This is a genomic window from Mesorhizobium sp. ESP6-5 (assembly GCF_020164695.1).
GTDB classification, from domain to species: Bacteria; Pseudomonadota; Alphaproteobacteria; order Rhizobiales; family Rhizobiaceae; genus Mesorhizobium; species Mesorhizobium australicum.
On record NZ_JAIUGR010000008.1, the window covers coordinates 121,455 to 147,178 of the forward strand.

Consider the following 25,724-nt stretch of genomic DNA (forward strand, 5'->3'; position numbering starts at 1 on the left):
AACGCCCCGAGCGCGATCAATTGGAGCTCCTGGCAACTTTTCAGCGGCTGCCAACGCGCCCGGACCGATACCGGCCAGGCGTCTCGCCCATGACCCGCCGAAACCGGCGGTTGAAGGTCGACAGATCGTTGAAGCCGGCTTCGAAAGCAATTGCCGAGATGGCATCGTTGGACGTGCGCAATCGCACCGCCGCGCGATGCAATCGGGTCCTGAGCAGGTACTGATAGGGCGTCATGCCGGCAACCTGCCGGAAGGTGCGCAGGAAATGATAAGCACTGGTCGCGGTCTCATCCGCCAACGCTGGAAGCGAGACCGGTCCGTCGGCATCCAGTTCGATCCGCCTCACCGCCTCGGCAACCCTTTTCTGGTCGCGGCGGCTTGGATCGCGACTGGCGTGCCTTGCGCCTGAGACTGTCGCCACGGCGGCACCGGCGATGCGCAGGGCGATTTCCTCGAAGGCACCTGCGTCCGCCATGTCGCGCGCGGCTTCCGCCTCGGCCAGCAGCGGTGCGATGGCCGGTAACGGCGGCAGGCGTGGCGTCTCGAAGGTGAGCTTCCCAGCGCCGGGTACGTCGGCGACGATCCGGTCCATATAGGCCGGCCCGAAATGGAAGGAGAGGCAACGGTCGCCGCTGCCATGCTCGTGCCCGCATTCGTAGCATGTGCCGGAATTGCCAAGCAGGAGGCTGCCTGGCGCGAGCATGGCGGTGCCTTGCTGTGCGCGATAGCGGAAGGTGCCACTGGTGACCGCCGCGACGCAAAAATCCCGATGGACTTCCTCGAACGGCCGATCGCCGGCGCTGGCCGTGCAGATCACATCCGCCACGTGCCAGCCAGGTCCGGATGCAAGGGTGTTCGCGGTCGCCGTCATGGCTGAAATATAGCAATTTTTCCCAAGCCCAAAACCCCGCCGGCACCTATTCCTCGCGGTCTCCTGACAAGAAGAGGCCGCAGCCATGCCCGACCAATCCACATTTGCCGAAGCCTTGCACAGTCCCGGACCGATCGAAGGGCTTGCCGAAAAACTGAACCTTTACGGCCGCTTCGTCGGTGCCTGGACGTTTGACGCCGCGCGCCATCTCGAGGACGGCACGGTGCTGACCGGACGCGGCGAGGTGCACTTCGGCTGGGCGCTGGAAGGCCGCGCCATCCAGGACGTCTGGATCCTGCCCGCGCGTGACGCCGGCCCCTCGCCATCGCTTGGCAAATGGACCTTTTACGGCACGACGCTGCGGGTCTATGACCCCGGAATCGATGCCTGGCACATCTTCTGGAGCGACCCGCGCAACCAGTATTTCAGCCGTCAGCTCGGCCGCGCCGAAGGCGACACGATCGTGCAGGTCGGCGCCGACGGCACTGGTTCCTCGGTACGCTGGAGCTTTTCGCGCATCACCGGGAATTCCTTCCGATGGCTCGGCGAGCGCTCGCATGACGGCGCGGACTGGCACCTCGAAGTCCAGTTCCTGGCGCGTCGTCAATCTGAAAGATGACCCCACAACCCTTAGTAACAATGGAGAAAACCATGTTCGATCATATCTCGATCGGCGTTCGCGACGTCACTGCCTCCAAACGTTTCTACGATGCCGCGTTGAGGCCGCTCGGCTTCACTTGCGTCAGCCAATCGCCGGGTTCGCTCGGCTATGGTGTCCAGACCGTCGCGCCCCAGGCTGTCGCGCTGTGGGTCAACGAGGCGGCGCGCCCGGTGCCGGCGGACGAAAGATCTGGCCTGCATTTCTGCTTCGCCGCGCCGACACGGGATAGCGTCGGTGCCTTTCATGCCGGCGCGTTGCGCGAAGGCGGCAGCGACAATGGCGCACCGGGCCTGCGCGCCGACTATGGCGAGAACTATTACGCGGCCTTCGTGGTCGATCCGGACGGCTATCGCCTGGAGGCCTATTGCGGCGCTGCCGCCTAACCTGCGGTTCTGACTGTTCCCACCGACCGGGCTTTGCTCTACCAATGTGGGTACGGGCTTGGCCCGGCGGGAGGGTCAGCGATGCCGAGTTTCGACAGCCTGTTCAATGCCTTCGTCACCATTCTCGTGACCATCGATCCGCCTGGGCTGGCGCCTCTGTTCCTCGCCGTGACGCGCGGCATGAACCGCGAGGAGCGCAGCCAGGTTTCCGTGCGCGCCTCGGTCATCGGTTTTCTGGTAATGGCGCTGTTTGCGGTGGCCGGCGCGTCGATCCTGTCGGTGTTCGGCATCACCCTGCCGGCGTTCCGTGTCGCCGGCGGGTTCCTGCTGTTCTTCATCGCCTTCGAAATGGTGTTCGAGCGCCGGCAGGACCGCAAGGAAAAGATCGGCGACGTCGCCATCACCAAGGACATGATCCACAACATCGCCGCCTTCCCCTTGGCGATTCCGCTGATCGCCGGCCCCGGCGCGATTTCAGCGACGGTGCTGCTCTCAGGCTCGTTTCAAGGTTTTGCGGCGCAGGCGGCCCTGGTCGGCATCATTCTTGTCTGCCTCGTCATAACCTATCTGGTATTCGTGCTGTCGGAACGCATCGACCGCATCCTCGGCCAGACCGGCCGCTCGATCCTGACCCGCCTGCTCGGGGTTATCCTGGCGGCACTGGCCGTGCAGTTCGTGGCAGATGGCATCAAGGCGTTGATGGCCTCGTAGGCCGCTTATTTTGCGGTCGTATCGATGACTTCAAAGTCGTGGGTAATCGTCGCTGTCTTGGCCATCATGGCGGAGGCCGAGCAGTATTTTTCGATCGAAAGGTCGATTGCCCGCTTGACCTTGTCGCTGGACAGCGCCCGGCCCTTGATGATGAAATGCATATGGATGCGGGTGAACACTTTGGGATCGGTTTCGGAGCGGTCGGAATCGAGCTCGACCACGCAATCCTCGACGGCCTCGCGCCCCTTTTCGAGGATATGGACGACATCATAGGCCGAGCAGCCGCCGGTGCCGATCAGCACCAGTTCCATCGGGCTCGGTCCCGGCGTCTTGCCTTCCGGGCCTGACGCCGTGCCCAGCACGACCTTGTGGCCGCTGCTGGACTCGCCGACGAAGGTGCGCTCCTCGACCCATTTTACCCGTGCCTTCATCGCCAGTCCTCTTACGTCTCTGATCGCGCCAACGTCAGCTCAAAACCACCATGCAAAACCCCGAAAGTCCATGCGGACCCTCGGGGCATATCAAGTAAAGGCATTCGCTATTTGGTGCGGCTTTCGATCAGAACGGAATTTCGTCGTCCAGTTCGCGCGACGAACCACCGCCACCGCCGCCCCTGGGAGCGTTGCCGCCACCGCGGTTGAACCCTTCGTTCGGGCTCGACTGGCCGAAATCGGAACCACGGCTGCTGCCGCCACCGCTGTAGCCGCCAACCTGACCGCCCTCACCCTGGCCACGCGCGTCGAGCATCTGCAACTCGCCGCGGAATTTCTGCAGCACGACTTCGGTCGTGTATTTGTCGGCACCGGTCTGGTCCTGCCATTTGCGCGTCTGCAGCTGGCCCTCGACATAAACCTTCATGCCCTTCTTCAGATACTGCTCCGCCACCTTGGCGATGCCCTCATTGAAGATGACGACGTTATGCCACTCGGTCTTTTCCTTGCGCTCGCCGGAATTCTTGTCGCGCCAGCTTTCCGACGTCGCGATGCGAATGTTGACGACCGGCTCGCCCGAGTTCAGGCGGCGGATTTCAGGGTCAGCGCCGAGATTGCCGACCAGAATGACCTTGTTGACGCTACCCGCCATGATATTTCTCCGCGCTATCCGAAACAAATTTTTGTCGCAGCACCTTACAGGCTACGCACGTCAGCCGCTTGCCAAGGCTGGCTTTTCCCACAAGGTTTTTGTTCCCTTTTCGTTCCTATATGCACTGCGGCCAATTGTCAAGGAATGGCAGCAATGCCGGAACGCCGCATATGGGTCTCAAAACAGCGCTTGCCAAATCGATAAGTATCGACTTATGCTTTTGTCATGATCGAAGCAGAGATTTTCCGCGCCTTGGCCGACCCGACACGCCGCGCCGTCTTTGAGCGTCTCGCCACAAGCGAGATGAGCGTATCGGAATTGCGCAGCGGCCTGACGGTGTCGCAACCGGCGGTGTCGCAGCATCTGGCGGTGCTGCGGGGCGCCGGCCTCGTGGTCGAGCGGCGGGCCGGCCGCAACGCCTATTATCGTGTGGATCCGCAGGGGCTTGCCCCGCTGCTCTCATGGATCGAACGCTACCGTACCTTCTGGCCGGAGCGCATCGAAAGGCTGAAGACGGTTTTGAAGGACATGGATCAATGAACAGCCAAAGCGAAGTCTCTCCCGATGCGATTGAGTTCGAATACGATCTTGCCGAGCCGCCGGAAAAGGTTTGGCGGGCGCTGACCGTGCCGGAACTGCTCGCCGCCTGGATGATGCCCAACGACATCAGGCCGCAGACCGGCAGCCGCTTTGCCTTCGCCGGTCAAGACGCGGCGATCGAATGCGAGATTCTCGATGCCGAGCCCGAACGCCTGCTGCGCTATTCCTGGCGCGAGCGGTCGGACGATGCCGCGCACCCACTCGACAGCACCGTCACCTTCACACTCGCCCGAACCGTTTCCGGCGGCACGCATCTGCGCATCGTCCATGACGGCTTTGCTCGCAAGGCGATGCCGGCCGTGGCCATGGCGGGGGCAGGCTGCCGGCTTTCGCTGCACGGGACCGGCACGCCTATAGCCGCGAACACCCCACGCCTTCTGCTGCTGCACGCGGCTTGAACACGGAAAATTGGAGACAGAAAAATGGGCGGTGTTGCCAGTCTTGTGCCGATGGTAATCGAGCAATCGAGCCGCGGCGAACGCGCATTCGACATTTTTTCGCGGCTGCTGCGCGAGCGCATCGTCTTCGTCAACGGGGAGATTAACGATGACGTCTCGGCGCTGGTCTGCGCGCAGCTTTTGTCGCTGGAGTCGGACAATCCCGAGAAGGAGATCTCGCTCTACATCAACTCGCCCGGCGGCATGGTGACCAGCGGCTTCGCCATCTACGACACGATGCAGTATATCAGCTGCCCGGTGTCGACCGTATGCATGGGCTTTGCAGCGTCGATGGGATCGTTCCTGCTGATGGCGGGCACCGCCGGGCGCCGCATCGCACTACCCAACGCCACCATCCTGCTACATCAGCCGCTGGGCGGCTTCCAGGGCCAGGCTTCCGACATCCAGCGGCACGCCGAACGCATCGGCCAGACCAAACGCCACATGACCGAACTCTACGCCCAGCATTGCGGCCGCAGCTATGACGACGTCGAGCGCACGCTCGACCGCGACCATTTCATGACCGCCCGCGAGGCCCAGGCCTGGGGCATCGTCGACCATGTGTTCGACACCCGCAAAAAGGCTGCGTAGGACCAGAGTGAGGTCAAATCCTGCTGCTTGTCGAAGATTTGACGATCCCGCTCTGGCTCCGGTGGCGGCAGGCCCCTATAACAAGGGGATGACCGACACTCATCGATCAAGAACATCGCACCGTGTCACGGCCGCCATGGTGCTTGCCATCGTCGGCCTTGTGTCCAGGTCGGCACTTGCCGACGAGGCCTCGTCGTCGGTTCGGAAAGGCGCCCTGCCCGGCGTAACCGGCGACTATCGCATCGCAAAGCCCGCCCCGGTGCCCGAACCCGACGACGCGTTCCCCAGCAGCGGCAACGGGCAGTTCAAGATCGGCAATACCAATGTCAGGATTTCCGGCAGCATCACCGTCGATGTTGGAGTTGGCGGGATCAAGCCACCCAGATAGGCAAAGATCGGGCCTTCCAACTGGAGCCCGCCAAAAGAACAGCCCCGCCGTGCCTTGGGCAAACGGACGGGGCTTTTCTGGATCTCAAATCCATTTTTGCCGGGAGTGTACTGCCGGCGTTTGATTTCGGATGCTTCGCGGCATTCAGCCGACGATCCGACTAGCAGTCTCTGATTTTCAGGGATACGGCAGGTCACGGTTTGTCGGGTGGCGCAAACGCCTGCCCTTGGCACTTATGCCTGCCGCGGCTCCAGTAACAACTGAAGCCCTGGGGGACTATCCGGTGGCGTCATGCTCCGCTCCTCTTGTCCGTTGCGACATTGTCGTCGTGAAGCGCAAATCGCAAATGCCTGCGGCGTCTCGCAGGCCGCCTTGGGGCGGCGAGGCCATCGATAGACGGCCGGCTTCGCTGACTTCGCAAGACTGCTCCCGTGAGTTGGCCGCGTCAACCATCAATAGCCGGTTACGGAAAAATGTGATCGCCGGGAGCTTACGTTCGGGTCAGCTTCCGCACAGCTTTGTCAGGAGCGTGTTCGGCCTTTGTTCTTTCCGCTTGCCCCCTCGCGCGAAAGGCGGTTAAACGACTTCTGTCGAGAATTGTGGCGTCTCTCGACGTGGCGGCAAAAATAACTACATAGGGAATGGCCGGGGAAACCCGCCGATCCCACAAATTCCAGATCTGAGGCGGCGACCTGACATGGCCGACCATAAATATCTTTCCATTCGCGGGGCGCGCGAACACAATCTGAAGAATGTCGATCTCGACCTGCCGCGTGACAGCCTGATCGTCATGACCGGCCTGTCGGGCTCCGGCAAATCGTCGCTTGCTTTCGACACCATCTATGCAGAAGGCCAGCGCCGCTATGTCGAGAGCCTCTCGGCCTATGCCCGGCAATTCCTCGAAATGATGCAGAAGCCGGACGTCGACCAGATCGACGGCCTGTCGCCGGCCATCTCGATCGAGCAGAAGACCACGTCGAAGAACCCGCGTTCGACGGTCGGTACCGTCACCGAGATCTACGACTATATGCGCCTTCTGTTTGCCCGCGTCGGCGTGCCCTATTCGCCGGCCACCGGCCTGCCGATCGAGAGCCAGACGGTCAGCCAGATGGTCGACCGGGTGCTGGCCGTCGAGGAAGGCACGCGCCTGTTCCTGCTGGCGCCCATCGTGCGCGGCCGCAAGGGCGAATATCGCAAGGAACTGCTGGAGTTGCAGAAGAAGGGCTTTCAGCGCGTCAAGGTCGACGGCGTCTTCTATGAAATCGCCGATGTGCCGGCGCTGGACAAGAAATACAAGCACGACATCGACGTCGTCGTCGACCGCATCGTCGTTCGCGGCGACCTTGCCACAAGGCTTGCCGACTCCATCGAGACGGCGCTGAAGCTGGCCGAGGGGCTGGCAGTGGCCGAGTTCGCCGACAGGCCGCTCGATGCCAGCCAGACTGGCGAGGATTCGGTCAACAAGTCGAAGAACGAGACGCATGAGCGCATCCTGTTCTCGGAAAAGTTCGCCTGCCCGGTTTCCGGCTTCACCATTCCGGAAATCGAGCCCAGGCTGTTCTCCTTCAACAACCCGTTTGGCGCCTGCCCGACCTGCGACGGTCTCGGCAGCCAGCGCGCCATCGACCCCAACCTCGTGGTGCCCGACGAGAACGTGTCGCTGCGCGACGGCGCCGTCAGCCCATGGGCGAAATCGACCTCGCCCTATTACTCGCAGACGCTCGAGGCATTGGGCAAGGCGTACGACTTCAAGCTCGGCGACAAGTTCAAGGATCTTTCAGCGCAAGCCCAGGAAGCGATCCTGCGCGGCACCGGCGAGCGCGAGATCACCTTCCAGTATGATGACGGCCTGCGCTCCTACAAGACGACCAAGACCTTCGAAGGCGTCATCCCCAATCTCGAGCGCCGCTGGAAGGAGACCGAATCCGCCTGGATGCGCGAGGAGATCGAGCGTTTCATGTCGGCAACGCCCTGCCCGGTCTGCAAGGGCTACCGGCTGAAGCCGGAGGCGCTGGCGGTGAAGATCGCCGGCAAGCACATTGGCGAAGTGACGGAACAGTCGATCCGCAACGCCGACAAATGGTTCACCGACCTGCCGGCGCAGCTCAACGACAAGCAGAACGAGATCGCTGTCCGCGTCCTGAAGGAAATCCGCGAGCGTCTGCGCTTCCTCAACGATGTCGGGCTCGACTATCTCACCTTGTCGCGCAATTCCGGCACGCTGTCGGGTGGCGAAAGCCAGCGCATCCGGCTGGCCTCGCAGATCGGCTCAGGCCTGACCGGCGTGCTCTACGTGCTGGACGAGCCGTCGATCGGCCTGCACCAGCGCGACAACACCCGCCTGCTCGATACGCTCAAGCACCTGCGCGACATCGGCAACACCGTGATCGTCGTCGAGCATGACGAGGACGCCATCCTGCATGCCGACTATGTCGTCGACATGGGTCCGGCCGCCGGCATCCATGGCGGCGAGATCATCGCCCAGGGCACGCCGCAGCAGGTGATGGCCAATCCCAATTCGATCACCGGCAAATATCTGTCGGGCGCGCTCGAAGTGGCAACGCCCGGCGTGCGCCGCGAGGCGAAGAAAAACCGGCGGCTGAAGATCGTCGGCGCGCGCGGCAACAATCTGAAGAACGTCACCGCCGAAATCCCGCTCGGCACTTTCACCGCCGTCACCGGCGTGTCGGGCGGCGGCAAGTCGACCTTCCTGATCGAGACGCTGTTCAAGGCGGCCTCGCGCCGCATCATGGGCTCACGCGAGCATCCGGCCGAGCATGACCGCATCGAGGGATTGGAGTTCCTCGACAAGGTCATCGACATCGACCAGTCGCCGATCGGCCGCACGCCGCGTTCGAACCCCGCCACCTATACCGGCGCCTTCACGCCGATCCGCGACTGGTTCGCCGGGCTACCGGAAGCGAAGGCGCGCGGCTATCAGCCCGGCCGTTTCTCCTTCAACGTCAAGGGCGGCCGCTGCGAGGCCTGCCAAGGCGACGGCGTCATCAAGATCGAGATGCACTTTTTGCCCGACGTCTACGTCACCTGCGACGTCTGTCACGGCAAGCGCTACAACAGGGAGACGCTCGACGTGCTGTTCAAGGGCAAGTCGATCGCCGACGTGCTCGACATGACCGTCGAGGAAGGCGTCGATTTCTTCGCCGCCGTACCCGGCGTACGCGACAAGCTGGAGACGCTGAAGCAGGTCGGCCTTGGTTACATCCATATCGGCCAGCAGGCGACGACGCTGTCCGGCGGTGAAGCGCAGCGCATCAAGCTCGCCAAGGAACTGTCGCGCAAGGCGACCGGCAAGACGCTCTACATCCTCGACGAACCGACCACCGGCCTGCATTTCCACGACGTCGCCAAGCTGTTGGAAGTGCTGCATGAACTGGTCGACCAAGGCAATACGGTGGTGGTCATCGAGCACAATCTCGAAGTGATAAAAACCGCCGACTGGGTGCTCGACCTCGGCCCAGAGGGCGGTGACGGCGGCGGCGAACTGGTCGCCTCGGGCACGCCGGAAGCGATCGTGCGGGAGAAGCGAAGCTACACCGGTCAGTTCCTCAAGGAGTTGCTGGAGCGTCGCCCCGGAGGTAAGCGCGAAGCGGCGGAGTGATGGGTAAGGATGATCTCATCACGGTCCAGAGCAGCTTTGGCATGAGGCTTGCCGGCCCTGAAGATCTCGCCGCGATCGTCGCGCTGACGCAAGCCGCCTACGCTCCCTACTCCGCTATACTCGATGCACCGCCGATCCCGGTCACCGAGGATTATGCGCCGCGTATTGCCCAGGGCCAGGTCTGGCTGCTGGAGAGCGGCGATAAGCTTGCCGGAGTGATCACGCTGGAGCGGCATGAAGATCACGCGATGATCTTCTCCGTCGCCGTGGCGCCAGGATTTCAGGGCAAAGGCTTCGGCATCGCGCTGCTCAACCACGCCGATGAACAGGCGCGGCAGTGGGGCCTGCCGGAGATACGGCTCTACACCAATGCGAAAATGGAACGAAACATCGCGCTCTATCTCGCTTACGGCTATCGCGAAACGGGTCGCCGGCCCAATTCCTACCGGCCAGGGTGGATACTCGTCGACATGGCCAAACCCGTCGACAACAGGTCCACCACGGCCTGATCGCCATTAGAAATCTGGGAGGACGACAATGAGCAAATCGGGAACAATCCGCGCCGGCATGGGCGGCTGGACCTTCGAACCCTGGGACGCGTCCTTCTACCCCGAGAAACTGTCGAAGGCCAAGCAACTGCAATACGCTACCCGGCAGGTGCCGAGCATCGAGGTCAACGGCACTTATTATTCGAGCTTCAAGGAGCCGACCTTCGTCAAATGGGCCAACGAAGCACCTGACAATTTCGTCTATTCGCTGAAAGGCAACCGCTTCGTCACCAACCGGCGCGTGCTGGGCGAGGCCGGTGAATCGATGATGCGTTTCCTGGGTTCCGGCGTTGCCGCGCTCGGCGATAAGCTGGGACCGATCCTTTGGCAGTTCGCGCCGACCAAGAAGTTCGATCCGGACGATTTCGAGGCGTTTCTGAAGCTGCTGCCGGAAAAGCAGGATGGTGTCGCGCTGCGCCACGCGCTGGAAGTGCGCAACGACAGTTTCATCGTGCCGGAATTCCCAGCGCTCGCCCGCAAATACAAGGCGGCGATCGTCTATGCCGACCATGCCAAATATCCTGACATCGCCGACATCACTGGCGATTTCATCTACGCCCGGCTGCAGACCGGCTCGGATGACAATCCGGACTGCTACACGCCAAAGGGCCTCGACGAATGGGCGGCGCGGGTCAAGGTCTGGGCGCAGGGCAAGCAGCCGGCCGATCTGCGGCGCGCCGACCCTGCCAGCGACGCGCCGGTCCAACCGCGCGACGTGTTCGTCTACTTCATCACCGAGGGCAAGGTGCGGGCGCCGTTCGGGGCGATGGCATTGATGAGGCGCGTAGCCGACTGAAAAGGCGTCAGTCGGTTTCCAGCTGCACACAATAAGCACATAGCCTATGCGTATTGAGCGTAGCAAAGCGCCTGTTCCTGGGCATCTTCGCCACGATCGTAACCTTATCGACACCTCCTTGCCGCATGAATGCGCCGACGCCAAGCCGCAGAGCTGGGACCGCCGCCGGCAGGGAAAGAGGGCATGTCGCTCGACTACACTTCACTTCTGCTGGCCGTCGGTTTCTCGGCCGCTTGCCTCAGCCTGACATTGTTCGGCATGTGGCTGACCGCCCGCTCGGAAAAATTCCTGCTGACATGGGCGATCAGCCTGGTGTTCGTGGTCGGCGATATTTTTATCTATGACGCCTATATCGAGATGCCGGGACGCCTGCTCGGCATCGCCACCTCCGCGTTTCTGCTGATCGGCTTTTCGGCCATGCTGGGTGCGGCCTATCAGTTCCGAACCGGCGGCTCGCCATTGCCGCGGACCCTGTGGGGTTGCTATTCCCTGGCGATAGCGTTGCCCCCCATGGCTCTGGGCTACGATGGCCTCGGCTTCGTGGCGGAGAACATGTTTGCCGCCGTGCTCCTGTTCGCCACGGCTTTCGAATACTGGAAGGGCCGTGATGAGGCACCCGCCCTGACGATCGGCATCACCGCGCTCTATTCGGCCACGGCCACCTCCTTCGGGCTCTGCGCCATGGTTCTCGCCTGGGAAGGAAAACTGGTGCTCGGACATGCACCAAGCAACTGGGCCGAGGAGCTCAGCCTCGTCGTGGTTATCGCCAGCATGACAGGTATTGGCGCGCTCTCGCTTGCCCTCAATCAGGGGCGTCTGGCGAGGCACCACCATCGCAACGCCCAGACGGATTCCCTGACCGGCCTGCTCAACCGGCGCGCGCTGTTCGACATGCATGGCCATGTCCCGGTCGGCGCCTTTACCGCGGTGGTCGTCTTCGACCTCGACAACTTCAAAACCATCAACGACGAATTCGGCCATGCGGCGGGCGATGAAGTGCTGAGGGTGTTCGCCAACGAGTTGGTAGCCAACCTTCGACCGGCCGACGTCGCCGCGCGCATGGGCGGCGAGGAATTCGCGCTGGTACTGAAGCGCACGCTGCCGGAGGCGGTCGAGGAAGCAGCCGAGCGTATCCGGGCGGCTTTCGCGGCGCGACTGATAGAAACCGAAACCGGTTCCCTCACCTGTACGGTCAGCGCCGGATTTGCGTTTGGCAGCAAAGAGGGGATCAGCCTGGACAAGGTACTCAGCGCCGCCGACAAGGCGCTCTATGACGCCAAGCGGGGAGGTCGCAACCGCGTCACCGCCTCGCCATTCCGACGCGCGAGCTAAACGCGCGTATCATGCCAAGCCCGCCGGGCGACATGCATTAGGCCGCCATGACGATTTCATTGAAGGTATCGAGATCGACATAGAAGACCTTGGTGATCTCCTCGATCAGGTCGTCGTAGTCACAGCCCTGTGACCTCAGAATGTTGATGGCGGCGATGATGTCGACGCGTTCGGTAAGCCGCCGCTTCTGGTAGTCTTCGACGTAACGTTCCATGGCTGTCCCTTAGCCTGTGTGCCCAAACGCGTTTGAACGACAATCAGATCGGGAAGGTAGGAAGCCTTGCTTGCGTGGAACTTGCAGGGCCTTTGCCGCGCCGCGATCTGCGATAACCAGACTGATACGGAAACGGCCGACTCACAAAGCCACGGAAACACTAGCATGCGATATTGCATGTGCCAGAGACGCAGATGATGGATGTAGGAAATATTGGTCTTGCCAATAACTTCAAATCTTCAATGAAGTCTGGCGCCGATTCTAGACCGTGAGGAATTTGCGGACATCAGCCCGGTCTAAATCTTCCGCTGGGCCGGTGTGGACGATCTGGCCGCGATCCATGATGTTGACCTCGTCGGCGAGTTCGCGGCAGAAATCGAGATACTGTTCGACCAGCAGCACCGCAATGCCGGCCTGGTCGCGCAGATAGCGTATGGCGCGGCCGATATCCTTGATGACAGAGGGCTGGATGCCTTCGGTCGGCTCGTCGAGCACCAGCAGCTTCGGCCGCATCACGAGTGCCCTGCCGATGGCGAGCTGCTGTTGCTGGCCGCCGGAAAGATCGCCGCCACGGCGGCCAAGCATCTGCTTCAGCACCGGAAACAGCTCGAAGACGTGCGCAGGCACGTTGCGGTCGGCGCGCTTCAAGGGCGCGAAGCCGGACTCGAGATTTTCCCGCACGCTGAGCAGCGGAAAGATCTCCCTGCCCTGCGGCACGAATGCGATGCCCGACCGGGCGCGGTCATACGCCGCGCTCCGGTCGAGCGCCTTCCCCTCGAAGGCAACGCTTCCGCTCGTCAGCCGGTTATGGCCGGCGATCGATCTCATCAAACTGGTCTTGCCGACGCCGTTGCGGCCGAGCACGCAGGTGATTTTGCCCGCACCCGCCTTCAGCGACACCCCGCGCAACGCCTGGGCGGCGCCGTAGTGCAGCGTGGCATTGGAAACCTCGAGCATGTCAGCGCCTTCTCCAGAACCGAAGAAACGACATGTCGAAGTGATGGAATTGCACCCGCCAGACCATGCTCATCTCCCCAGATAGACTTCGACGACGCGCTCGTCGGCCGAAACGAAATCGAGCGTCCCTTCCGAGAGCACCGAGCCTTCATGCAGGCAGGTAACCTTGACGCCGAGTTCGCGGACGAAATGCATGTCGTGTTCGACGACAATGACTGAGTGGTCACGGGCGATATCCCTGAGCAGCCGCGCGGTTTCCTCGGTCTCGGCATCGGTCATACCGGCCACCGGCTCGTCGACCAGCAGCAGCTTCGGGTCCTGCGCGAGAAGCATGCCGATCTCCAGCCACTGTTTTTGCCCATGGCTGAGATTGGCCGCCAATTCCCTGCGTTTGTCGCCCAACCGGATGATGCCAAGGATGTCATCGATCTGCCGCGCCTCGGCGGGCGATTGGCGATGGAACAGCGCCGGGAAGATCGAACGCGGCCCCTTCAGCGCCAGCATCAGGTTTTCTTCGATCGTGTGGCTTTCGAAAACGGTCGGCTTCTGGAATTTGCGGCCGATGCCCATCATGGCTATCTCGGCTTCGTCATGCCTGGTCAGGTCCACCTGGCCGTCGAAGAACACTTCGCCCTCATCCGGCCTCGTCTTGCCGGTGACGATGTCCATCATCGTCGTCTTGCCGGCGCCGTTGGGGCCGATGATGGCGCGCATCTCGCCCTTGTCGAGCACCAGGGACAGATTGTTGATGGCGCGAAAGCCGTCGAAGGACACTGAGACGCCGTCGAGATAGAGGATAGTGTTGGATTTGCTCATGGTCGCTTACTCCGCCGCCTGCGGTTCGGGGTCGGACCAGGACCACTCGCCTGGGTTTCTCGCCGGCGAGCGAGCGGGCTTCGAGGTCGCGGACGCGATGCCAACCTCGGCGCCGGCTTCTTCAGCCAGGGACGCCACGCGCAGCGCCCTGGCATTGCCGCGCCAGCTGTCCCACATGCCGATGATGCCCTTGGGCAGGAGCAAGGTGACGGCGACGAACAGGCCCCCGAGCGCGAACAGCCAGAATTCCGGCAGCACGCCGGTGAACCAGGATTTGCCGGCATTGACCAGCAACGCGCCGATGATCGGCCCGACAATGGTGCCGCGGCCGCCGACCGCCGCCCAGATCACCACCTCGATCGAATTGGCCGGCTCGAATTCGCCTGGATTGATGATGCCGACCTGCGGCACGTAGAGCGCGCCGGCAATGCCTGCCATGACGGCCGAAACGGTAAAAGCGAACAGCTTTACGTTCTCCGCCCGCCAGCCGAGGAAGCGCGTGCGGCTCTCGGCGTCGCGCACGGCCATCAGCAGCTTGCCGTATTTGGAGCCGACGATCGCCCAGGTGATGAAAACGGCGAGTGCCAGCATCACCGCGCTGGCCGCGAACAGTGCCGAACGGGTGGTATCGGCCTGCACGTTGAAGCCCAGAATATCCTTGAAATCGGTCAGGCCGTTATTGCCTCCGAAACCCATGTCGTTGCGGAAGAAGGCAAGCAGCAGCGCATAGGTCATCGCCTGGGTGATGATGGAGAGGTAGACACCGGTGACGCGGCTGCGGAAGGCGAACCAGCCGAAGATGAAGGCAAGCAGGCCGGGCACCGCCAGCACCATGATGGCGGCGAACCAGAAATGGTCGAAACCGGTCCAGAACCAGGGCAATTCCTTGTAGTTCAGGAACACCATGAAATCGGGCAGGATCGGGTTGCCGTAGACGCCGCGCGAGCCGATCTGGCGCATCAGATACATTCCCATCGCATAGCCGCCGAGCGCGAAGAAGGCGCCGTGGCCGAGCGAGAGGATACCGCAATAGCCCCAGACCAGATCGAGCGAGAGCGCCAGCAGTGCATAGCAGAGATATTTGCCGGTCAGCGCCACGATGTAGGACGGAATGTAGAAGGCGCTTGTCGGCGAGACGGCCAGGTTAAGCACCGGCACGATTATAGCCACCGCCAGCAGGATGAAGATGGTGATGGCGATGCGGCGATCCGCGCCGGCGGCAAAGAAGCGTCCCGATATCATGCTTCCACCGCCCTGCCCTTGAGCGCGAACAGGCCTCGCGGGCGCTTCTGGATGAACAGGATGATCAGCACCAGCACGACGATCTTGCCGAGCACCGCGCCGGCATAGGGCTCGAGAACCTTGTTGACGATGCCGAGCGAAAAGGCGCCGACCAATGTACCCCAGAGATTGCCGACACCGCCGAAGACGACCACCATGAAGCTGTCGATGATGTAGCCGCGACCAAGATTGGGCGAGACATTGTCGATCTGGCTGAGCGCGACGCCGGCGATACCGGCAATGCCGGATCCCAGCGCGAAGGTCAGCGCGTCGACCCAGGGCGTCCTGATGCCCATCGAGGCGGCCATGCGCCGGTTGGCGGTGACGGCGCGCATCTGCAGCCCCCAGGGCGTGCGCTTCATTACATAGAGCAACATGCCGAACACCGTGAGCGCGAACACCAGAATCCACAGCCGGTTCCAGGTGATGGCCAGTTGTCCGACGTCGAAGGAGCCGGACATCCAGGACGGATTGCCGACCTCCTGGTTGGTCGGTCCGAAGATCGAGCGCACCGCCTGCTGCAGGATGAGCGAGACGCCCCAGGTTGCCAGCAGCGTCTCCAGCGGCCGGCCGTAGAGGAACCGGATCACGCCGCGCTCGATGACGAGACCGACGAATGCCGCGACCAGGAAGGCGAGCGGCAGCGCGATCACCAGCGACCAGTCGAACAGGCCGGGAAAGGACGTCCGGATCACTTGCTGGACGACGAAGGTCGTATAGGCGCCAAGCATCACCATCTCGCCATGCGCCATGTTGATGACGCCCATGACGCCGAAGGTGATGGCAAGCCCGATCGCTGCCAGCAGCAGCACCGAACCCAGCGAAATCCCGTACCAGATGTTCTGTCCGGCATCCCACAAGGCCAGCGTCGAATTGATGTTGGCGATCGCTGCGGTCGCCGCGTCCTTGACCGCGCCGGAGGCACTGCCCTCGACCGAAGTGAGCAGCGAAACCGCGTCGCGGTCGCCACGCGCGCCGATCAGGGCGACCGCGGCGAGTTTGTCGGCCTCAGGCCTGTCGGAAACAAGCACCGAGGCCGCACGAGCCTGTTCGAGCAGAGCCTTGACGCTGGCCACGGTCTCGCCGGCGATCGCCGTGTCGAGTGGCTCGATGTTGGCTGCGTCGGGTGTCTTGAACATGGTGCCGGCGGCGGCCAGCCGCACGGCCGGATCCTTGGCGCCAAGCGTCAGCGTGCCAAGCGCATCGCGGATGACGCGGCGCAGCGTGTTGTTGACCTTGATCTTGGCGACGTCGCCCTTGGCCGCCTCGCCGGATGCTTCGCTGCTGAGCGGATCGAAAAGCTGGACGCTTTCGCCGGTTTCCTTGCCGACGAAGACCAGGGAATCCGCTTTGCGGATATAGAGGTTGCCGTCGGCGAGTGCCGAAAGCGGGTGTTCGACCAAGGGATCGCCGGTGGCGGCGAGGTCATGCACGACGGCTCCGGTCTCGGAAAAGCCCTTGGCGGTCGCGAACTTGGCGATGATGGCGCGCAGATCGGCTTCGCCTGCGCCCGACGACGACAGTGCCGCCAGCAGGAACAACAGCGTCAGGCCAATTGTGCGGATCAAGGTCATCGGCTTGTGTTAACCCTTGAAGGTTTGAAATGGGCGCGTCCGGACGGTGGAGGAAACCGTCCGGACGCGTGCGGTCTTGGGCGTGGCATGAAGGCCCTGCCCGGGGAGGATCAGTTTGTGCCCTTGCCGCCGCACTTGCCGGTGGCAACGTTGAAGTTGCCGCACGACAGCGGCTTGCGCCAATCGGAGATCAAATCCTTGGAGTCCGGCAGGTAGTCGGACCATTCGTCGCCCATCACCAGGCCGGGCGTGCGCGAAACCGTTTCGAATTGGCCGTCGGCCTGGATTTCGCCGATCAGCACCGGCTTGGTGATGTGATGGTTCGGCATCATCGTCGAGTAGCCGCCGGTCAGGTTTGGCACAGAAACGCCGATCATGGCGTCGATGACCTTGTCCGGATCGGTGGTGCCGGCCTTCTCAACCGCCTTCACCCACATGTTGAAGCCGATATAATGAGCTTCCATCGGGTCGTTGGTGGTGCGCTTGTCGCTCTTGATGAACTTGTGCCAGTCGGCGATGAACTTCTTGTTCTCGGGCGTATCGACGCTCTCGAAATAGTTCCAGGCGGCGAGATGGCCGACCAGCGGCGCGGTGTCGAGACCGGCCAGCTCTTCCTCGCCGACCGAGAAGGCCATGACCGGGATGTCCTCGGCCTTGATGCCCTGGTTGCCGAGTTCCTTGTAGAACGGCACGTTGGCATCGCCATTGACGGTCGAGACGACGGCGGTCTTCTTGCCGGCCGAGCCGAATTTCTTGATCGCCGAGACTTCGGTCTGCCAGTCGGAGAAGCCGAACGGCGTATAGTTGACCATGATATCTTCGGCCGCGACGCCCTTGGCCTTCAGATAGGCCTCAAGGATCTTGTTGGTGGTGCGCGGATAGACGTAGTCGGTGCCTTCGAGCACCCAGCGCTTCACCGAACCGCCGTCCTCGCTCATCAGGTAATCGACGGCCGGAATGGCCTGCTGGTTCGGCGCGGCACCCGTGTAGAAGACATTGCGCTCGCTTTCCTCGCCCTCATACTGGACCGGATAGAACAGGATATTGTCGAGTTCGGAAAACACCGGCAGCACCGACTTGCGCGACACCGAGGTCCAGCAGCCGAACACCGCGGCGACCTTGTCCTTGGAGATCAGCTCACGCGCCTTTTCGGCGAACAGCGGCCAGTTGGAAGCCGGATCGACGACGACCGCCTCGAGCTTCTTGCCGAGCAGGCCGCCCTTGGCGTTCTGCTCGTCGATGAGCATCAGCATGGCGTCCTTCAGCGTCGTCTCCGAAATCGCCATCGTGCCCGACAGCGAATGAAGAATGCCGACCTTGATCGTATCATCGGCGGCCCTGGCCGGAGCAGACATCACCAGGCCGGCGGCAACTACGCTCGCCGAGAACATTTTTGCTATTGTCGAGAAATTACCTCTCATGCGGAAGACTCCCAAGCTGGTTTGATTGCACCGCAACTATGCAATGCAACCCCCGTGCCAACCGCTGAAGGCATGCGGAAAAGGGCAAGATAGATACATGTTATCAGTGCGTTGCTACATTAGATTGAACGAAACAAAGAGAGCCGGTTAAAATTGATTGAGGGAAATTTGCGCAATGCACAAGGCATATGCCTAAATTTTGCCCATTTTCTCTAGATGCCTATATTTTGATCTTGGAGGCAGATCGCCGACGGCAAATGTTGCGGCGCGGCGCAAAAATAGGGCAAGCTTGGTCGTTCAAGCGGACGGCATCATGACATCAGCCATTTCACGCATATTCATCGGCATAGTGGCTCTGGCGGCGGCAACCGGAGCGGCCCGAGCCGACTTCAGCGACGGCAGGATGCCCGACGGCATCTATCACTGCGAGGCCTACCTGCTCGGCATGTTCCTCAACCTCGGGGACATCACCATCAAGGGAAACGTCTACAGCGGCCCGGTCACGTTCGGGACCGCGCAGCAGGGCTACAACTACCAGATGGATGCAAACGGCGTGATCTCCTGGCTGGGACCAGTTGGCGGTTACACCACCGGCGGCAACTCGCTCTCGCTCACCCAGGCAACGCTGGACGGCCAGAGTCCGCCCTCCTTCGACATCATCATGAAGCAGCCTGACGGCGCCTTCACCGCCACGACCTGCACCAGGGGAAGCAATCAATAGATCTTCCCTGGCAATGACACCGCCTCGGTCTGCAACCCTGCCCGTCTTCTCATCTCATCTGGATGTTGCCGAAGGACCGCCAGCCGGTCGGCGCCTGAGGCCATGAAAAAAAGGCGCGGAACTGGTCAAGTTCCGCGCCAGCAGGCAGTCGGGAGGTCAGATGGTTTTCGCCGACATCTGCGCGGCGATATAGTCGGCCTGGCGGATCGCCAGCGACACGATGGTCAGGGTCGGGTTTTCGGCCGCACCCGTCGTGAACTGGCTGCCGTCCGACACGAACAGGTTCTTGATGTCGTGTGCCTGGCCATGCTTGTTGACGACGCCGTCGGCGGCCTTCTCGCTCATCCGGTTGGTGCCGAGATTGTGCGTCGAGGGATAGGGTGGCGTCGGGAAGGTGCGTGTGGCGCCGACCGCATCGTAAAGCGCGGTGGCCTGCTTGTAGGCATGATTGCGCATCGCCGTGTCGTTGGCATGGTCGTCGAAATGCACATCGGCGATCGGCATGCCGTGCTCGTCCTTCTCGTCGCCATGCAGCGTGATGCGGTTCTCCTCGCGCGGCATGTCCTCACCGACGATCCACAGGCCGGCCATGTGGTCGTAGTGGTCGAGCGCGGTGGTGAAGGAACGCCCCCAGCCGCCAGGGTTCAGGAAGGCAGCCATGAATGGCAGGCCGAGCGACAGCGTCTCGAACTCGTAACCGCCGACAAAACCGCGTGACGGATCATGGCGCGCCTCATCACGGATGATGCCGGCCATGGTTGTGCCGCGATACATGTGCACTGGCTTGTCGAAGATGGCATAGACCGATCCCGTGGTATGCCGCATGTAGTTCTTGCCCACCTGCCCCGACGAGTTGGCAAGGCCGTGCGGGAACTTGGCTGATTCGGAATTGAGCAGCAGGCGCGGGCTCTCGATCGAATTGCCGGCGACCGCCACGATGCGGGCCTTCTGCTCCTGCAGCTTGCCGTCCTTGTCGGCATAGACGACGCCGGTGACCTTTCCAGAGGCGTCATGGTTGATCTTGATCGCCATGGCGTTCGGCCGGACCTCGAGGTGGCCGGTCGCCTCGCCCTTCGGGATTTCGGTATAGAGCGTCGACCATTTGGCGCCCCATTTGCAGCCCTGGAAGCAGAAGCCGGTCTGCTGGCAGGAATTGCGGTCGTCGCGCTCCACCGAGTTGATCGCCATGTTGCCGGTATGGCATTCCTTGTAGCCGAGCTTGTCGGCGCCGGCCTTCAGCACCTTGAAATTGTTGTTGCCCGGCAGGCGCGGCCAGCCATTGGTGCCGGTGACGCCCATCTTGGCTTCCGCCTTGGCGTAATAGGGCTCCATCTCGGCCAGCGTCACCGGCCAATCCAAAAGGTTGGCGCCTTCCAGCTTGCCGTAGGTCGACAGCGTCTTGAACTCATGCTCCTGGAAGCGCAGCGATGCGCCTGCCCAGTGCGTGGTCGAGCCGCCGACCGACTTGACGATCCAGGCCGGAAGGTTGGGAAAATCCTTGGCCACGCGCCAATCGCCGGATGTGGTGCGCTTGTCCGTCCAGGCGAGCTGAGCGAACGAATCCCACTCGTCGTTGATGAAGTCCTCATATTCGTGGCGGGCACCGGCCTCGAGGATGACGACATCGATGCCCTTCTGCGCCAGTTCGTTGCCGAGCGTGCCGCCGCCGGCGCCGGAGCCGATGATGACGACCACGCCGTCGTTTTTCAGATCAAATGCTGCTGCCATGGTTTCCTCCCATGAAATCAACTGAATGCGGTTGAGGCGAAGCGGGTCAGAGCCACTCGATGTCGCTGAATCCCCGCGCGATGTAGCCGCCCTTGGAATAGGATTCGCCCTCGTAGCCGAAGATCGGCCAGACCTCCTTCTGGTTGTAGAGGCTGACGACAAGACCGCCGCGAACCGCCTGGAAGAAGGCCGTACCCTCAATGTCCCTGAGCAACGCGACCCGCTGCTCTTCCCAGCCGAGCCCGCGATAACCGCCCTCGCCGGCTCTCTTGTCGAGATCGGCGATCCCGTTTTCGATAAGCTCCTTGTGAGCCTTGTCCTTGGCGGCCATCTCATCATGGCCCTTGACCGCGACGGCGTAATATTTGTCAGGGACTTGGTCATGCGGGTAGATATCGCGCGCCAGCTGGATCAGCGTCGCCATTGTCTCGGGCTTCAGAGCCGAGGTTTCCAGCCCCCAGGCATGTTGCGGACTGATGACGGCGCTGCCGGAAATGACGAGCAGCGCGCCGACGCCGCCGCGTTTGAGAAGTTCGCGCCGTGAAAGCCCGGGCTTCCCCTCGTGGATCGTGACCATGTTTTCCTCCCTGCTTGCTGTTCGCACTCGAAAGAGTGCCGTTGCTGGCGCCGCGCCGGTCCGCGCGGCCGGTTGTCCCTATTGGAAGCGCCCTCCGCGCTGCAGGACCTCGACCTTGTAGCCGTCGGGGTCCTCGATGAAGAAGAAGCGGGCGATGAGCGACCCGTCGCGGCTGAATTCGACAATCTTCTTCGGATTGAGGCCGAGTGCGCCGAGCCGATCATGTTCGCTGTCGAGATCGGCGACCGAGACCGCGAGGTGACCATAGCCGTCGCCCAGCGCATAGGGCTCCGCGCGCCCCTTGTTGACGGTCAACTCAACCTCGAAAGGCGCATCGGCATTGCTGAGGTAGACCAGCGTGAAGGTCTCGAAGTCCAGTCGTTGGGCGACCTCAAGGCCGAATGCCTTGGTGTAGAAATCGATGGAGCGGGCTTCGTCGAGAACCCGGATCATGGTGTGGATTGCCTTCGCCAAATCAGACTCCGCAGCTTCATGCTTTCGAAGGTGATTATGCGCGCCGGTGAAGAAAGGTGGTGGCAGCCGACTACCACGCATGGGGTTGGAAAAACGGATATGCCCATCCCAAGGACGTAAGTCTGCCAAGGACGAAAGTCTGATTGCCGTTGACGACCTTCCGGTCGATGATGAAACCGCAGGCAGTGTTCAAAAGGCACCGACCGCCCCGTCGGCGCCCAAGACCAACAAAAACGGGAGGTAACGATGTGCAGAGTCTTTGCCGCACAGGATCCGGAAGGCTATCGTCAGATCAACCGGTCGATCCGCATTGACGGACATTCGACGAGCATCCAGCTCGAGGTCACGTTCTGGGCCTTGCTCGACGAAATCGCCGAAAGCCAGAACCTGACGACGCCGAAATTCATCTCGAAGCTCTACGACGAAGCCATCGAGATCAACGGCGAGATCCCTAATTTCGCGTCGATGCTGCGCACCACTTGCGCACTCTATCTACGCGGCCACCGACCATCCATGGAGGAGGTGTTGAAGCGAGAGGCCGCCTAGCGCCCTTCCGTGGCGACTTCGAGCGCGAGCCGGCTCATGTCCGTGAAAAGCGCCTGGCGTTCGGAATAGTCGGTCTGTTCGCCGGTAAGCAGATTGTCGACGACGGTCAGCAGCGACAACGCCCTCGCGCCGAAATGGGCCGATATGCGATAGAGAGCGCTGGTTTCCATGTCTACCGCCAGCGCCCCGAGCGCCCTTGCGTCGGCATAACGGGCACGCGCTTCAGGATGGTAGAATATATCGGTGCAGGCTGTCAGGCCGGCGTGGTGGTCGATGCCAAGTGCGGCTGCCTTGCTCAATGCGCTAGCCAGCAGCGCCGGATCCGGGCCAACATCGGCTACGTAAAGGCCAAAAACTCGACCGCTCTCGGTATTTTCAGGCCGTGCCGATTGCGAGATCACAAGGCTGCGCAGCTTTGCCTCGGCGCTCAGGCTGCCGCAGGTACCGGTGCGGATCAGTGTTCGGACGCCATAAAAGTCAAGCAGTTCATGGGCGTAGATCAGGAAGGATGAAACGCCGATGCCCGTCGCCTGAATGCTGACAGGCTTGCCGCGAAACAAGCCGGTAAAGCCGAGAGCGCCGCGTCGGCGATTGACGCAGCGCGATGCCTCCAGGAATGTCTGCGCCATCCACTCCGCGCGCTGCGGGTCGCCCGGCAACAAAACCGTGTCGGCGTAATCGCCCTTGCCTGCCTCGATGTGTGGCGTCAACAGCCGCTCCCCCAAGCCCGCCTGCTGTATTTTCAACAATCATGGCGTTGTTACGGCGTTGTGCAAGAGCGCGGCATTGGAAGCACCTAGGATTCAAGGACATCCTTGACGATCGTGGCCAGTTGCTTGAGCGAGAACGGCTTTGGCAGGAAGCCGAAATGCGCCTCCGCCGGCAGGTTCCTGGCGAAAGCGTCCTCGGCATAGCCGGAGACGAAAACGAACTTGATGTCCGGCTGGCGTTTGCGCAACTCACCGAGCAGGGTCGGCCCGTCCATTTCCGGCATCACCACGTCGGAAACGACGATGTCGACCTTGCCGCCCAGCGCTTCGAACACTTCCAGCGCCTCGACGCCCGAGGATGCCTCGTGAACGGTATAGCCGCGCGAGGTCAGTGCCCGCATGCCGCCCATGCGCACGGCATCCTCATCCTCGACCAGCAGGACCGTCGCCGACCCGGACAGATCCTTGGTGCTATCGGCCAGTTTGACTGCCGCTGCCGCCGGCGCTTCACCGGCTTCGGCTGCCGTTTTCGCTTCCACGATGTGACGCGGCAGGAAGATGCGGAAGGTGGACCCCTTGCCGACTTCGGAATCGCAGAAAATGAAACCGCCGGTCTGCTTGATGATGCCGTAGACCATGGACAGGCCAAGGCCCGTGCCCTTGCCGACCTCCTTGGTGGTGAAGAACGGCTCGAAGATCTTCTTCAGCACGTCGGGCGCGATGCCTGAACCCGTATCCTCGACTTCGACCACCACATAGTCGGCGGCCGCGAGTTCGCGATAGGGAAAGCTCTTGCATTCCTCGGCGGTCACGTTGCGGGTGCGCACGGTGAGATCGCCGCCCGCCGGCATCGCGTCGCGCGCGTTGACCGCCAGGTTGACCACCACTTGCTCGAACTGCCCGATATCGACCTTGACCGGCCACAGGTCGCGGCCGTGATCGACCTTGAGCTTGATGTCGTTGCCGACCAGCCGGGCAAGCAGCATCCTGAGATCGGCGAGCACGTCGGTGAGGTTCAGCACTTCCGGCCGCAGCGTCTGCTTGCGCGAGAAGGCCAGCAACTGCCTGACCAGGGAGGCCGCGCGATTGGCGTTCTGCTTGATGTTCATGATGTCGGGGAAGGACGGATCCGATGGCCGGTGATTGGTCAAAAGCAGGTCGGACGCCATGATGATGGCGGTCAGCACATTGTTGAAGTCGTGCGCGATGCCACCGGCGAGCTGGCCGACGGCCTGCATCTTCTGGCTTTGCGCCATCTGCCCTTCGAGCGCCTTCTGCTCGGTCGTCTCGACGGCGTAGACGATGGCCGCTTCCTCGGCTCCTTCGCCGCCGGTGCCATCGGCCACGGCGTTGACGTAGAAACGGATATGCCGCTCATCATTGCCGGGCAGCACGGTCTCGATCGGATCGATGTCGGCCTGCCGCTGCCGGGCTTTCTCGAAAGCCGCGGCAAAGGCCGGCCGGTCGCGGTCATGGATCACCGTGTCGAGCCGCACGCGGCGATCCACGGCATCGCGGTCGACGACCGAGGAAAACAGCGACAGGAACGGTGCGTTGGTGCGCAGGATGCGCCCGCTGGCATCGACACCGGCAATCGCCATCGGCGTCGAATTGAAGAAGCGGGTGAAGCGCACTTCCGAGGCGCGCAGGTCGGCCGAGGCATCCTCGCCCTGTGTGCGGTTGAGCACGATGGTGCGGGTTGGCCCGCCGACGCCCTCACGGCTGGCCGAAACGCGATGCATGAAGCGCACCGGCAGCGCCTCGCCGGTCATCGTCGTCAAGTCGAGATCGATGACCGCATTGCGCGTCGTCCCGGGGTCCGCCTTGACGGAGCGCACCAGCGCCATGCCGTCGCCGGCAACAATATCGGGCAAGGCGACGGCGCCGGGGGTGAAGCTGGCGAGATCGATGCCCAGCCATCCGGCGAGCGTGGCGTTGATGTAGGTGACGCGGCCGTCCTGGTCGGCCGAAAAGAAGCCGGCCGGCGCGTGGTCGAGGTGGTCGATTGCCTTCTGCAGATCGAGGAAGAAACGCTCCTGCTCGGCCCGCTCTTGCGAAATGTCGGCGAGCTGCCAGGCCAGCATCGGCAGCCGCTGGCCCGGAACGCTGAACGCGCGGGCGCGTGCCCGGTACCAGCGCGCGCCCGGTTCGGCGCCGGGCCGGATCGATTGCGCGAGCCGGAACTCGCCGTCGCCCGGCTGCCCGTCACGCAAGCCGGACGCCAGCCGGTAAATGGTCACCGAGGCTTCGGGGACATCGGAGAGCAATCCTTCGACCGTCTTCAGGTCGGCGGCCGATGAGGCGCCGGTCATATCGGCATAGGCGCGGTTGGCGTAGACGACGCGACCCTTGGTGTCCGTGACCAGCAGGCCCTGCGACATCGAATCGACGAAGGCCTTGGACAGTTCGTCGCCCGTCGAGCGCGGTGTGATCTGCACGAAGCCGATCGCGGTCGCGAACAGGAAGCCGACACCGATCATCGCCAGCACGCCGAGCATGCCGAGCAGGAACGGATCGCCGAGGCGCTCGCGGAAAAGGCCGAAGACGATTGCGGCGCCCGTCAGGACGACGATGAAGATGATAAGCCGGGTGACCGCGCCCGGTCGCGTATTCTGGTCGACGATCGGTGCCGGATAGAAATCGCCGCGCGCTTCCTTGGCCATATGCCCCCTGCTCATGAAATCC

Annotated in this window: 27 protein-coding genes; 13 read left to right on the forward strand and 14 right to left on the reverse strand. The window is 62.4% G+C overall.

Annotation, left to right across the window (positions count from 1 at the left end; all coding sequences use genetic code 11):
• Positions 1–40 precede the first annotated feature (40 nt).
• Positions 41–871, reverse strand: coding sequence for a helix-turn-helix transcriptional regulator (locus tag LB524_RS15125; RefSeq protein WP_140821772.1), 831 nt, complete (start codon positions 869–871; stop codon positions 41–43).
• A gap of 85 nt (positions 872–956) precedes the next feature.
• Here LB524_RS15125 and LB524_RS15130 point away from each other — a divergent pair, with 85 nt between their 5' ends.
• From LB524_RS15130 to LB524_RS15140, 3 genes are all read left to right on the forward strand, one after another.
• On the forward strand, positions 957–1,490 hold the full coding sequence (locus tag LB524_RS15130; RefSeq protein WP_224527807.1) for a hypothetical protein: 534 nt from the start codon (positions 957–959) through the stop codon (positions 1,488–1,490).
• A gap of 32 nt (positions 1,491–1,522) precedes the next feature.
• Positions 1,523–1,915 carry a VOC family protein gene (locus LB524_RS15135; RefSeq protein ID WP_140821775.1) on the forward strand — a complete coding sequence of 131 codons (393 nt, stop codon included), beginning with the start codon at positions 1,523–1,525 and terminating at the stop codon, positions 1,913–1,915.
• Positions 1,916–1,996: 81 nt separating this feature from the next.
• Positions 1,997–2,626, forward strand: a complete 630-nt coding sequence (locus LB524_RS15140) for a MarC family protein (protein WP_015317712.1) — start codon at positions 1,997–1,999, stop codon at positions 2,624–2,626.
• A 5-nt stretch (positions 2,627–2,631) separates the two neighbouring features.
• Here LB524_RS15140 and LB524_RS15145 read toward each other — a convergent pair whose 3' ends face one another.
• Together LB524_RS15145 and LB524_RS15150 are read right to left on the reverse strand one after the other, a co-directional pair.
• Positions 2,632–3,057, reverse strand: coding sequence for an OsmC family protein (locus tag LB524_RS15145; protein WP_140821777.1), 426 nt, complete (start codon positions 3,055–3,057; stop codon positions 2,632–2,634).
• 127 nt (positions 3,058–3,184) lie between these two features.
• Positions 3,185–3,709, reverse strand: coding sequence for a single-stranded DNA-binding protein (locus tag LB524_RS15150; RefSeq protein ID WP_023773877.1), 525 nt, complete (start codon positions 3,707–3,709; stop codon positions 3,185–3,187).
• A gap of 225 nt (positions 3,710–3,934) precedes the next feature.
• Between LB524_RS15150 and LB524_RS15155 the strand changes: the two genes are divergently transcribed.
• From LB524_RS15155 to LB524_RS15190, 8 genes are all read left to right on the forward strand, one after another.
• Complete coding sequence (locus LB524_RS15155) at positions 3,935–4,249, forward strand: ArsR/SmtB family transcription factor (protein WP_140821779.1); 315 nt, start codon at positions 3,935–3,937, stop codon at positions 4,247–4,249.
• Entirely contained in the window at positions 4,246–4,707 is a 462-nt protein-coding gene (locus tag LB524_RS15160) for an SRPBCC family protein (RefSeq protein WP_140616308.1), read from the forward strand. Before LB524_RS15155 ends, LB524_RS15160 begins: the two co-directional genes overlap by 4 nt.
• A 24-nt stretch (positions 4,708–4,731) precedes the next feature.
• On the forward strand, positions 4,732–5,337 hold the full coding sequence (locus LB524_RS15165) for an ATP-dependent Clp protease proteolytic subunit (RefSeq protein ID WP_140821781.1): 606 nt from the start codon (positions 4,732–4,734) through the stop codon (positions 5,335–5,337).
• Positions 5,338–5,425: 88 nt separating this feature from the next.
• Positions 5,426–5,725, forward strand: a complete 300-nt coding sequence (locus tag LB524_RS15170; RefSeq protein ID WP_140821783.1) for a hypothetical protein — start codon at positions 5,426–5,428, stop codon at positions 5,723–5,725.
• A gap of 697 nt (positions 5,726–6,422) precedes the next feature.
• The gene (gene uvrA, locus LB524_RS15175) at positions 6,423–9,344 is read left to right on the forward strand and encodes an excinuclease ABC subunit UvrA (protein ID WP_140664219.1); all 2,922 of its coding nucleotides are present in this window, start codon (positions 6,423–6,425) and stop codon (positions 9,342–9,344) included.
• Between the two features lie 41 nt (positions 9,345–9,385).
• Positions 9,386–9,853, forward strand: coding sequence for a GNAT family N-acetyltransferase (locus LB524_RS15180; RefSeq protein ID WP_224528118.1), 468 nt, complete (start codon positions 9,386–9,388; stop codon positions 9,851–9,853).
• A 28-nt stretch (positions 9,854–9,881) separates the two neighbouring features.
• A complete protein-coding gene (locus LB524_RS15185; protein ID WP_224527810.1) occupies positions 9,882–10,688 on the forward strand; it encodes a DUF72 domain-containing protein in 807 nt (268 codons plus the stop codon).
• Between the two features lie 183 nt (positions 10,689–10,871).
• Positions 10,872–12,020 (forward strand): GGDEF domain-containing protein, encoded by a 1,149-nt coding sequence (locus LB524_RS15190; protein ID WP_140664224.1) that lies wholly within the window; start codon positions 10,872–10,874, stop codon positions 12,018–12,020.
• Positions 12,021–12,057: 37 nt separating this feature from the next.
• Here the strand turns inward: LB524_RS15190 and LB524_RS15195 are convergent, their stop codons facing one another.
• From LB524_RS15195 to urtA, 6 genes are all read right to left on the reverse strand, one after another.
• Positions 12,058–12,234, reverse strand: a complete 177-nt coding sequence (locus tag LB524_RS15195; protein ID WP_013531844.1) for a hypothetical protein — start codon at positions 12,232–12,234, stop codon at positions 12,058–12,060.
• Positions 12,235–12,495: 261 nt separating this feature from the next.
• Complete coding sequence (gene urtE / locus LB524_RS15200; protein ID WP_224527812.1) at positions 12,496–13,191, reverse strand: urea ABC transporter ATP-binding subunit UrtE; 696 nt, start codon at positions 13,189–13,191, stop codon at positions 12,496–12,498.
• A gap of 69 nt (positions 13,192–13,260) precedes the next feature.
• Entirely contained in the window at positions 13,261–14,007 is a 747-nt protein-coding gene (urtD, locus tag LB524_RS15205; RefSeq protein WP_015317700.1) for an urea ABC transporter ATP-binding protein UrtD, read from the reverse strand.
• A 6-nt stretch (positions 14,008–14,013) separates the two neighbouring features.
• Entirely contained in the window at positions 14,014–15,249 is a 1,236-nt protein-coding gene (urtC, locus tag LB524_RS15210) for an urea ABC transporter permease subunit UrtC (protein ID WP_140821786.1), read from the reverse strand.
• A complete protein-coding gene (urtB, locus tag LB524_RS15215) occupies positions 15,246–16,862 on the reverse strand; it encodes an urea ABC transporter permease subunit UrtB (protein ID WP_224527815.1) in 1,617 nt (538 codons plus the stop codon). Before urtB ends, urtC begins: the two co-directional genes overlap by 4 nt.
• Before the next feature lie 110 nt (positions 16,863–16,972).
• Positions 16,973–18,253 carry an urea ABC transporter substrate-binding protein gene (urtA, locus tag LB524_RS15220; RefSeq protein WP_224528120.1) on the reverse strand — a complete coding sequence of 427 codons (1,281 nt, stop codon included), beginning with the start codon at positions 18,251–18,253 and terminating at the stop codon, positions 16,973–16,975.
• 343 nt (positions 18,254–18,596) lie between these two features.
• On the opposite strand from urtA, the gene LB524_RS15225 reads away from it, so the two are divergent.
• The gene (locus LB524_RS15225; RefSeq protein ID WP_140664236.1) at positions 18,597–19,004 is read left to right on the forward strand and encodes a hypothetical protein; all 408 of its coding nucleotides are present in this window, start codon (positions 18,597–18,599) and stop codon (positions 19,002–19,004) included.
• Positions 19,005–19,160: 156 nt separating this feature from the next.
• Here LB524_RS15225 and LB524_RS15230 read toward each other — a convergent pair whose 3' ends face one another.
• The 3 genes from LB524_RS15230 to LB524_RS15240 form a co-directional block, all read right to left on the reverse strand.
• Complete coding sequence (locus tag LB524_RS15230) at positions 19,161–20,732, reverse strand: GMC family oxidoreductase (protein ID WP_140821788.1); 1,572 nt, start codon at positions 20,730–20,732, stop codon at positions 19,161–19,163.
• A gap of 46 nt (positions 20,733–20,778) precedes the next feature.
• The gene (locus tag LB524_RS15235) at positions 20,779–21,309 is read right to left on the reverse strand and encodes a hypothetical protein (RefSeq protein ID WP_015317694.1); all 531 of its coding nucleotides are present in this window, start codon (positions 21,307–21,309) and stop codon (positions 20,779–20,781) included.
• A gap of 78 nt (positions 21,310–21,387) precedes the next feature.
• Positions 21,388–21,783, reverse strand: coding sequence for a VOC family protein (locus LB524_RS15240; RefSeq protein ID WP_140664242.1), 396 nt, complete (start codon positions 21,781–21,783; stop codon positions 21,388–21,390).
• Positions 21,784–22,029: 246 nt separating this feature from the next.
• On the opposite strand from LB524_RS15240, the gene LB524_RS15245 reads away from it, so the two are divergent.
• The gene (locus tag LB524_RS15245) at positions 22,030–22,329 is read left to right on the forward strand and encodes a ribbon-helix-helix domain-containing protein (protein ID WP_015317692.1); all 300 of its coding nucleotides are present in this window, start codon (positions 22,030–22,032) and stop codon (positions 22,327–22,329) included.
• On the opposite strand, the gene LB524_RS15250 is transcribed toward LB524_RS15245, so the two are convergent.
• Positions 22,326–23,039, reverse strand: coding sequence for a DeoD-type purine-nucleoside phosphorylase (locus tag LB524_RS15250; RefSeq protein WP_140726833.1), 714 nt, complete (start codon positions 23,037–23,039; stop codon positions 22,326–22,328). The two genes, LB524_RS15245 and LB524_RS15250, sit on opposite strands and share 4 nt — an antisense overlap.
• A gap of 86 nt (positions 23,040–23,125) precedes the next feature.
• A complete protein-coding gene (gene cckA, locus LB524_RS15255) occupies positions 23,126–25,702 on the reverse strand; it encodes a cell cycle histidine kinase CckA (RefSeq protein ID WP_140616513.1) in 2,577 nt (858 codons plus the stop codon).
• Positions 25,703–25,724: the final 22 nt, after the last annotated feature.

Bases quoted from the DNA above. Each gene is read 5' to 3' on its own strand.
- LB524_RS15235 (WP_015317694.1), bottom strand. From the start codon at position 21,309: ATGGTCACGATCCACGAGGGGAAGCCCGGGCTTTCACGGCGCGAACTT.
- LB524_RS15185 (WP_224527810.1), top strand. From the start codon at position 9,882: ATGAGCAAATCGGGAACAATCCGCGCCGGCATGGGCGGCTGGACCTTC.
- uvrA (WP_140664219.1), top strand. From the start codon at position 6,423: ATGGCCGACCATAAATATCTTTCCATTCGCGGGGCGCGCGAACACAAT.
- LB524_RS15130 (WP_224527807.1), top strand. From the start codon at position 957: ATGCCCGACCAATCCACATTTGCCGAAGCCTTGCACAGTCCCGGACCG.
- LB524_RS15170 (WP_140821783.1), top strand. From the start codon at position 5,426: ATGACCGACACTCATCGATCAAGAACATCGCACCGTGTCACGGCCGCC.
- LB524_RS15145 (WP_140821777.1), bottom strand. From the start codon at position 3,057: ATGAAGGCACGGGTAAAATGGGTCGAGGAGCGCACCTTCGTCGGCGAG.
- LB524_RS15135 (WP_140821775.1), top strand. From the start codon at position 1,523: ATGTTCGATCATATCTCGATCGGCGTTCGCGACGTCACTGCCTCCAAA.
- LB524_RS15230 (WP_140821788.1), bottom strand. From the start codon at position 20,732: ATGGCAGCAGCATTTGATCTGAAAAACGACGGCGTGGTCGTCATCATC.
- LB524_RS15155 (WP_140821779.1), top strand. From the start codon at position 3,935: ATGATCGAAGCAGAGATTTTCCGCGCCTTGGCCGACCCGACACGCCGC.
- urtA (WP_224528120.1), bottom strand. From the start codon at position 18,253: ATGTTCTCGGCGAGCGTAGTTGCCGCCGGCCTGGTGATGTCTGCTCCG.
- urtD (WP_015317700.1), bottom strand. From the start codon at position 14,007: ATGAGCAAATCCAACACTATCCTCTATCTCGACGGCGTCTCAGTGTCC.
- LB524_RS15125 (WP_140821772.1), bottom strand. From the start codon at position 871: ATGACGGCGACCGCGAACACCCTTGCATCCGGACCTGGCTGGCACGTG.
- LB524_RS15245 (WP_015317692.1), top strand. From the start codon at position 22,030: ATGTGCAGAGTCTTTGCCGCACAGGATCCGGAAGGCTATCGTCAGATC.
- LB524_RS15190 (WP_140664224.1), top strand. From the start codon at position 10,872: ATGTCGCTCGACTACACTTCACTTCTGCTGGCCGTCGGTTTCTCGGCC.
- LB524_RS15165 (WP_140821781.1), top strand. From the start codon at position 4,732: ATGGGCGGTGTTGCCAGTCTTGTGCCGATGGTAATCGAGCAATCGAGC.
- LB524_RS15140 (WP_015317712.1), top strand. From the start codon at position 1,997: ATGCCGAGTTTCGACAGCCTGTTCAATGCCTTCGTCACCATTCTCGTG.
- LB524_RS15225 (WP_140664236.1), top strand. From the start codon at position 18,597: ATGACATCAGCCATTTCACGCATATTCATCGGCATAGTGGCTCTGGCG.
- LB524_RS15180 (WP_224528118.1), top strand. From the start codon at position 9,386: ATGAGGCTTGCCGGCCCTGAAGATCTCGCCGCGATCGTCGCGCTGACG.
- urtE (WP_224527812.1), bottom strand. From the start codon at position 13,191: ATGCTCGAGGTTTCCAATGCCACGCTGCACTACGGCGCCGCCCAGGCG.
- LB524_RS15160 (WP_140616308.1), top strand. From the start codon at position 4,246: ATGAACAGCCAAAGCGAAGTCTCTCCCGATGCGATTGAGTTCGAATAC.
- LB524_RS15150 (WP_023773877.1), bottom strand. From the start codon at position 3,709: ATGGCGGGTAGCGTCAACAAGGTCATTCTGGTCGGCAATCTCGGCGCT.
- urtB (WP_224527815.1), bottom strand. From the start codon at position 16,862: ATGACCTTGATCCGCACAATTGGCCTGACGCTGTTGTTCCTGCTGGCG.
- cckA (WP_140616513.1), bottom strand. From the start codon at position 25,702: ATGGCCAAGGAAGCGCGCGGCGATTTCTATCCGGCACCGATCGTCGAC.
- urtC (WP_140821786.1), bottom strand. From the start codon at position 15,249: ATGATATCGGGACGCTTCTTTGCCGCCGGCGCGGATCGCCGCATCGCC.
- LB524_RS15195 (WP_013531844.1), bottom strand. From the start codon at position 12,234: ATGGAACGTTACGTCGAAGACTACCAGAAGCGGCGGCTTACCGAACGC.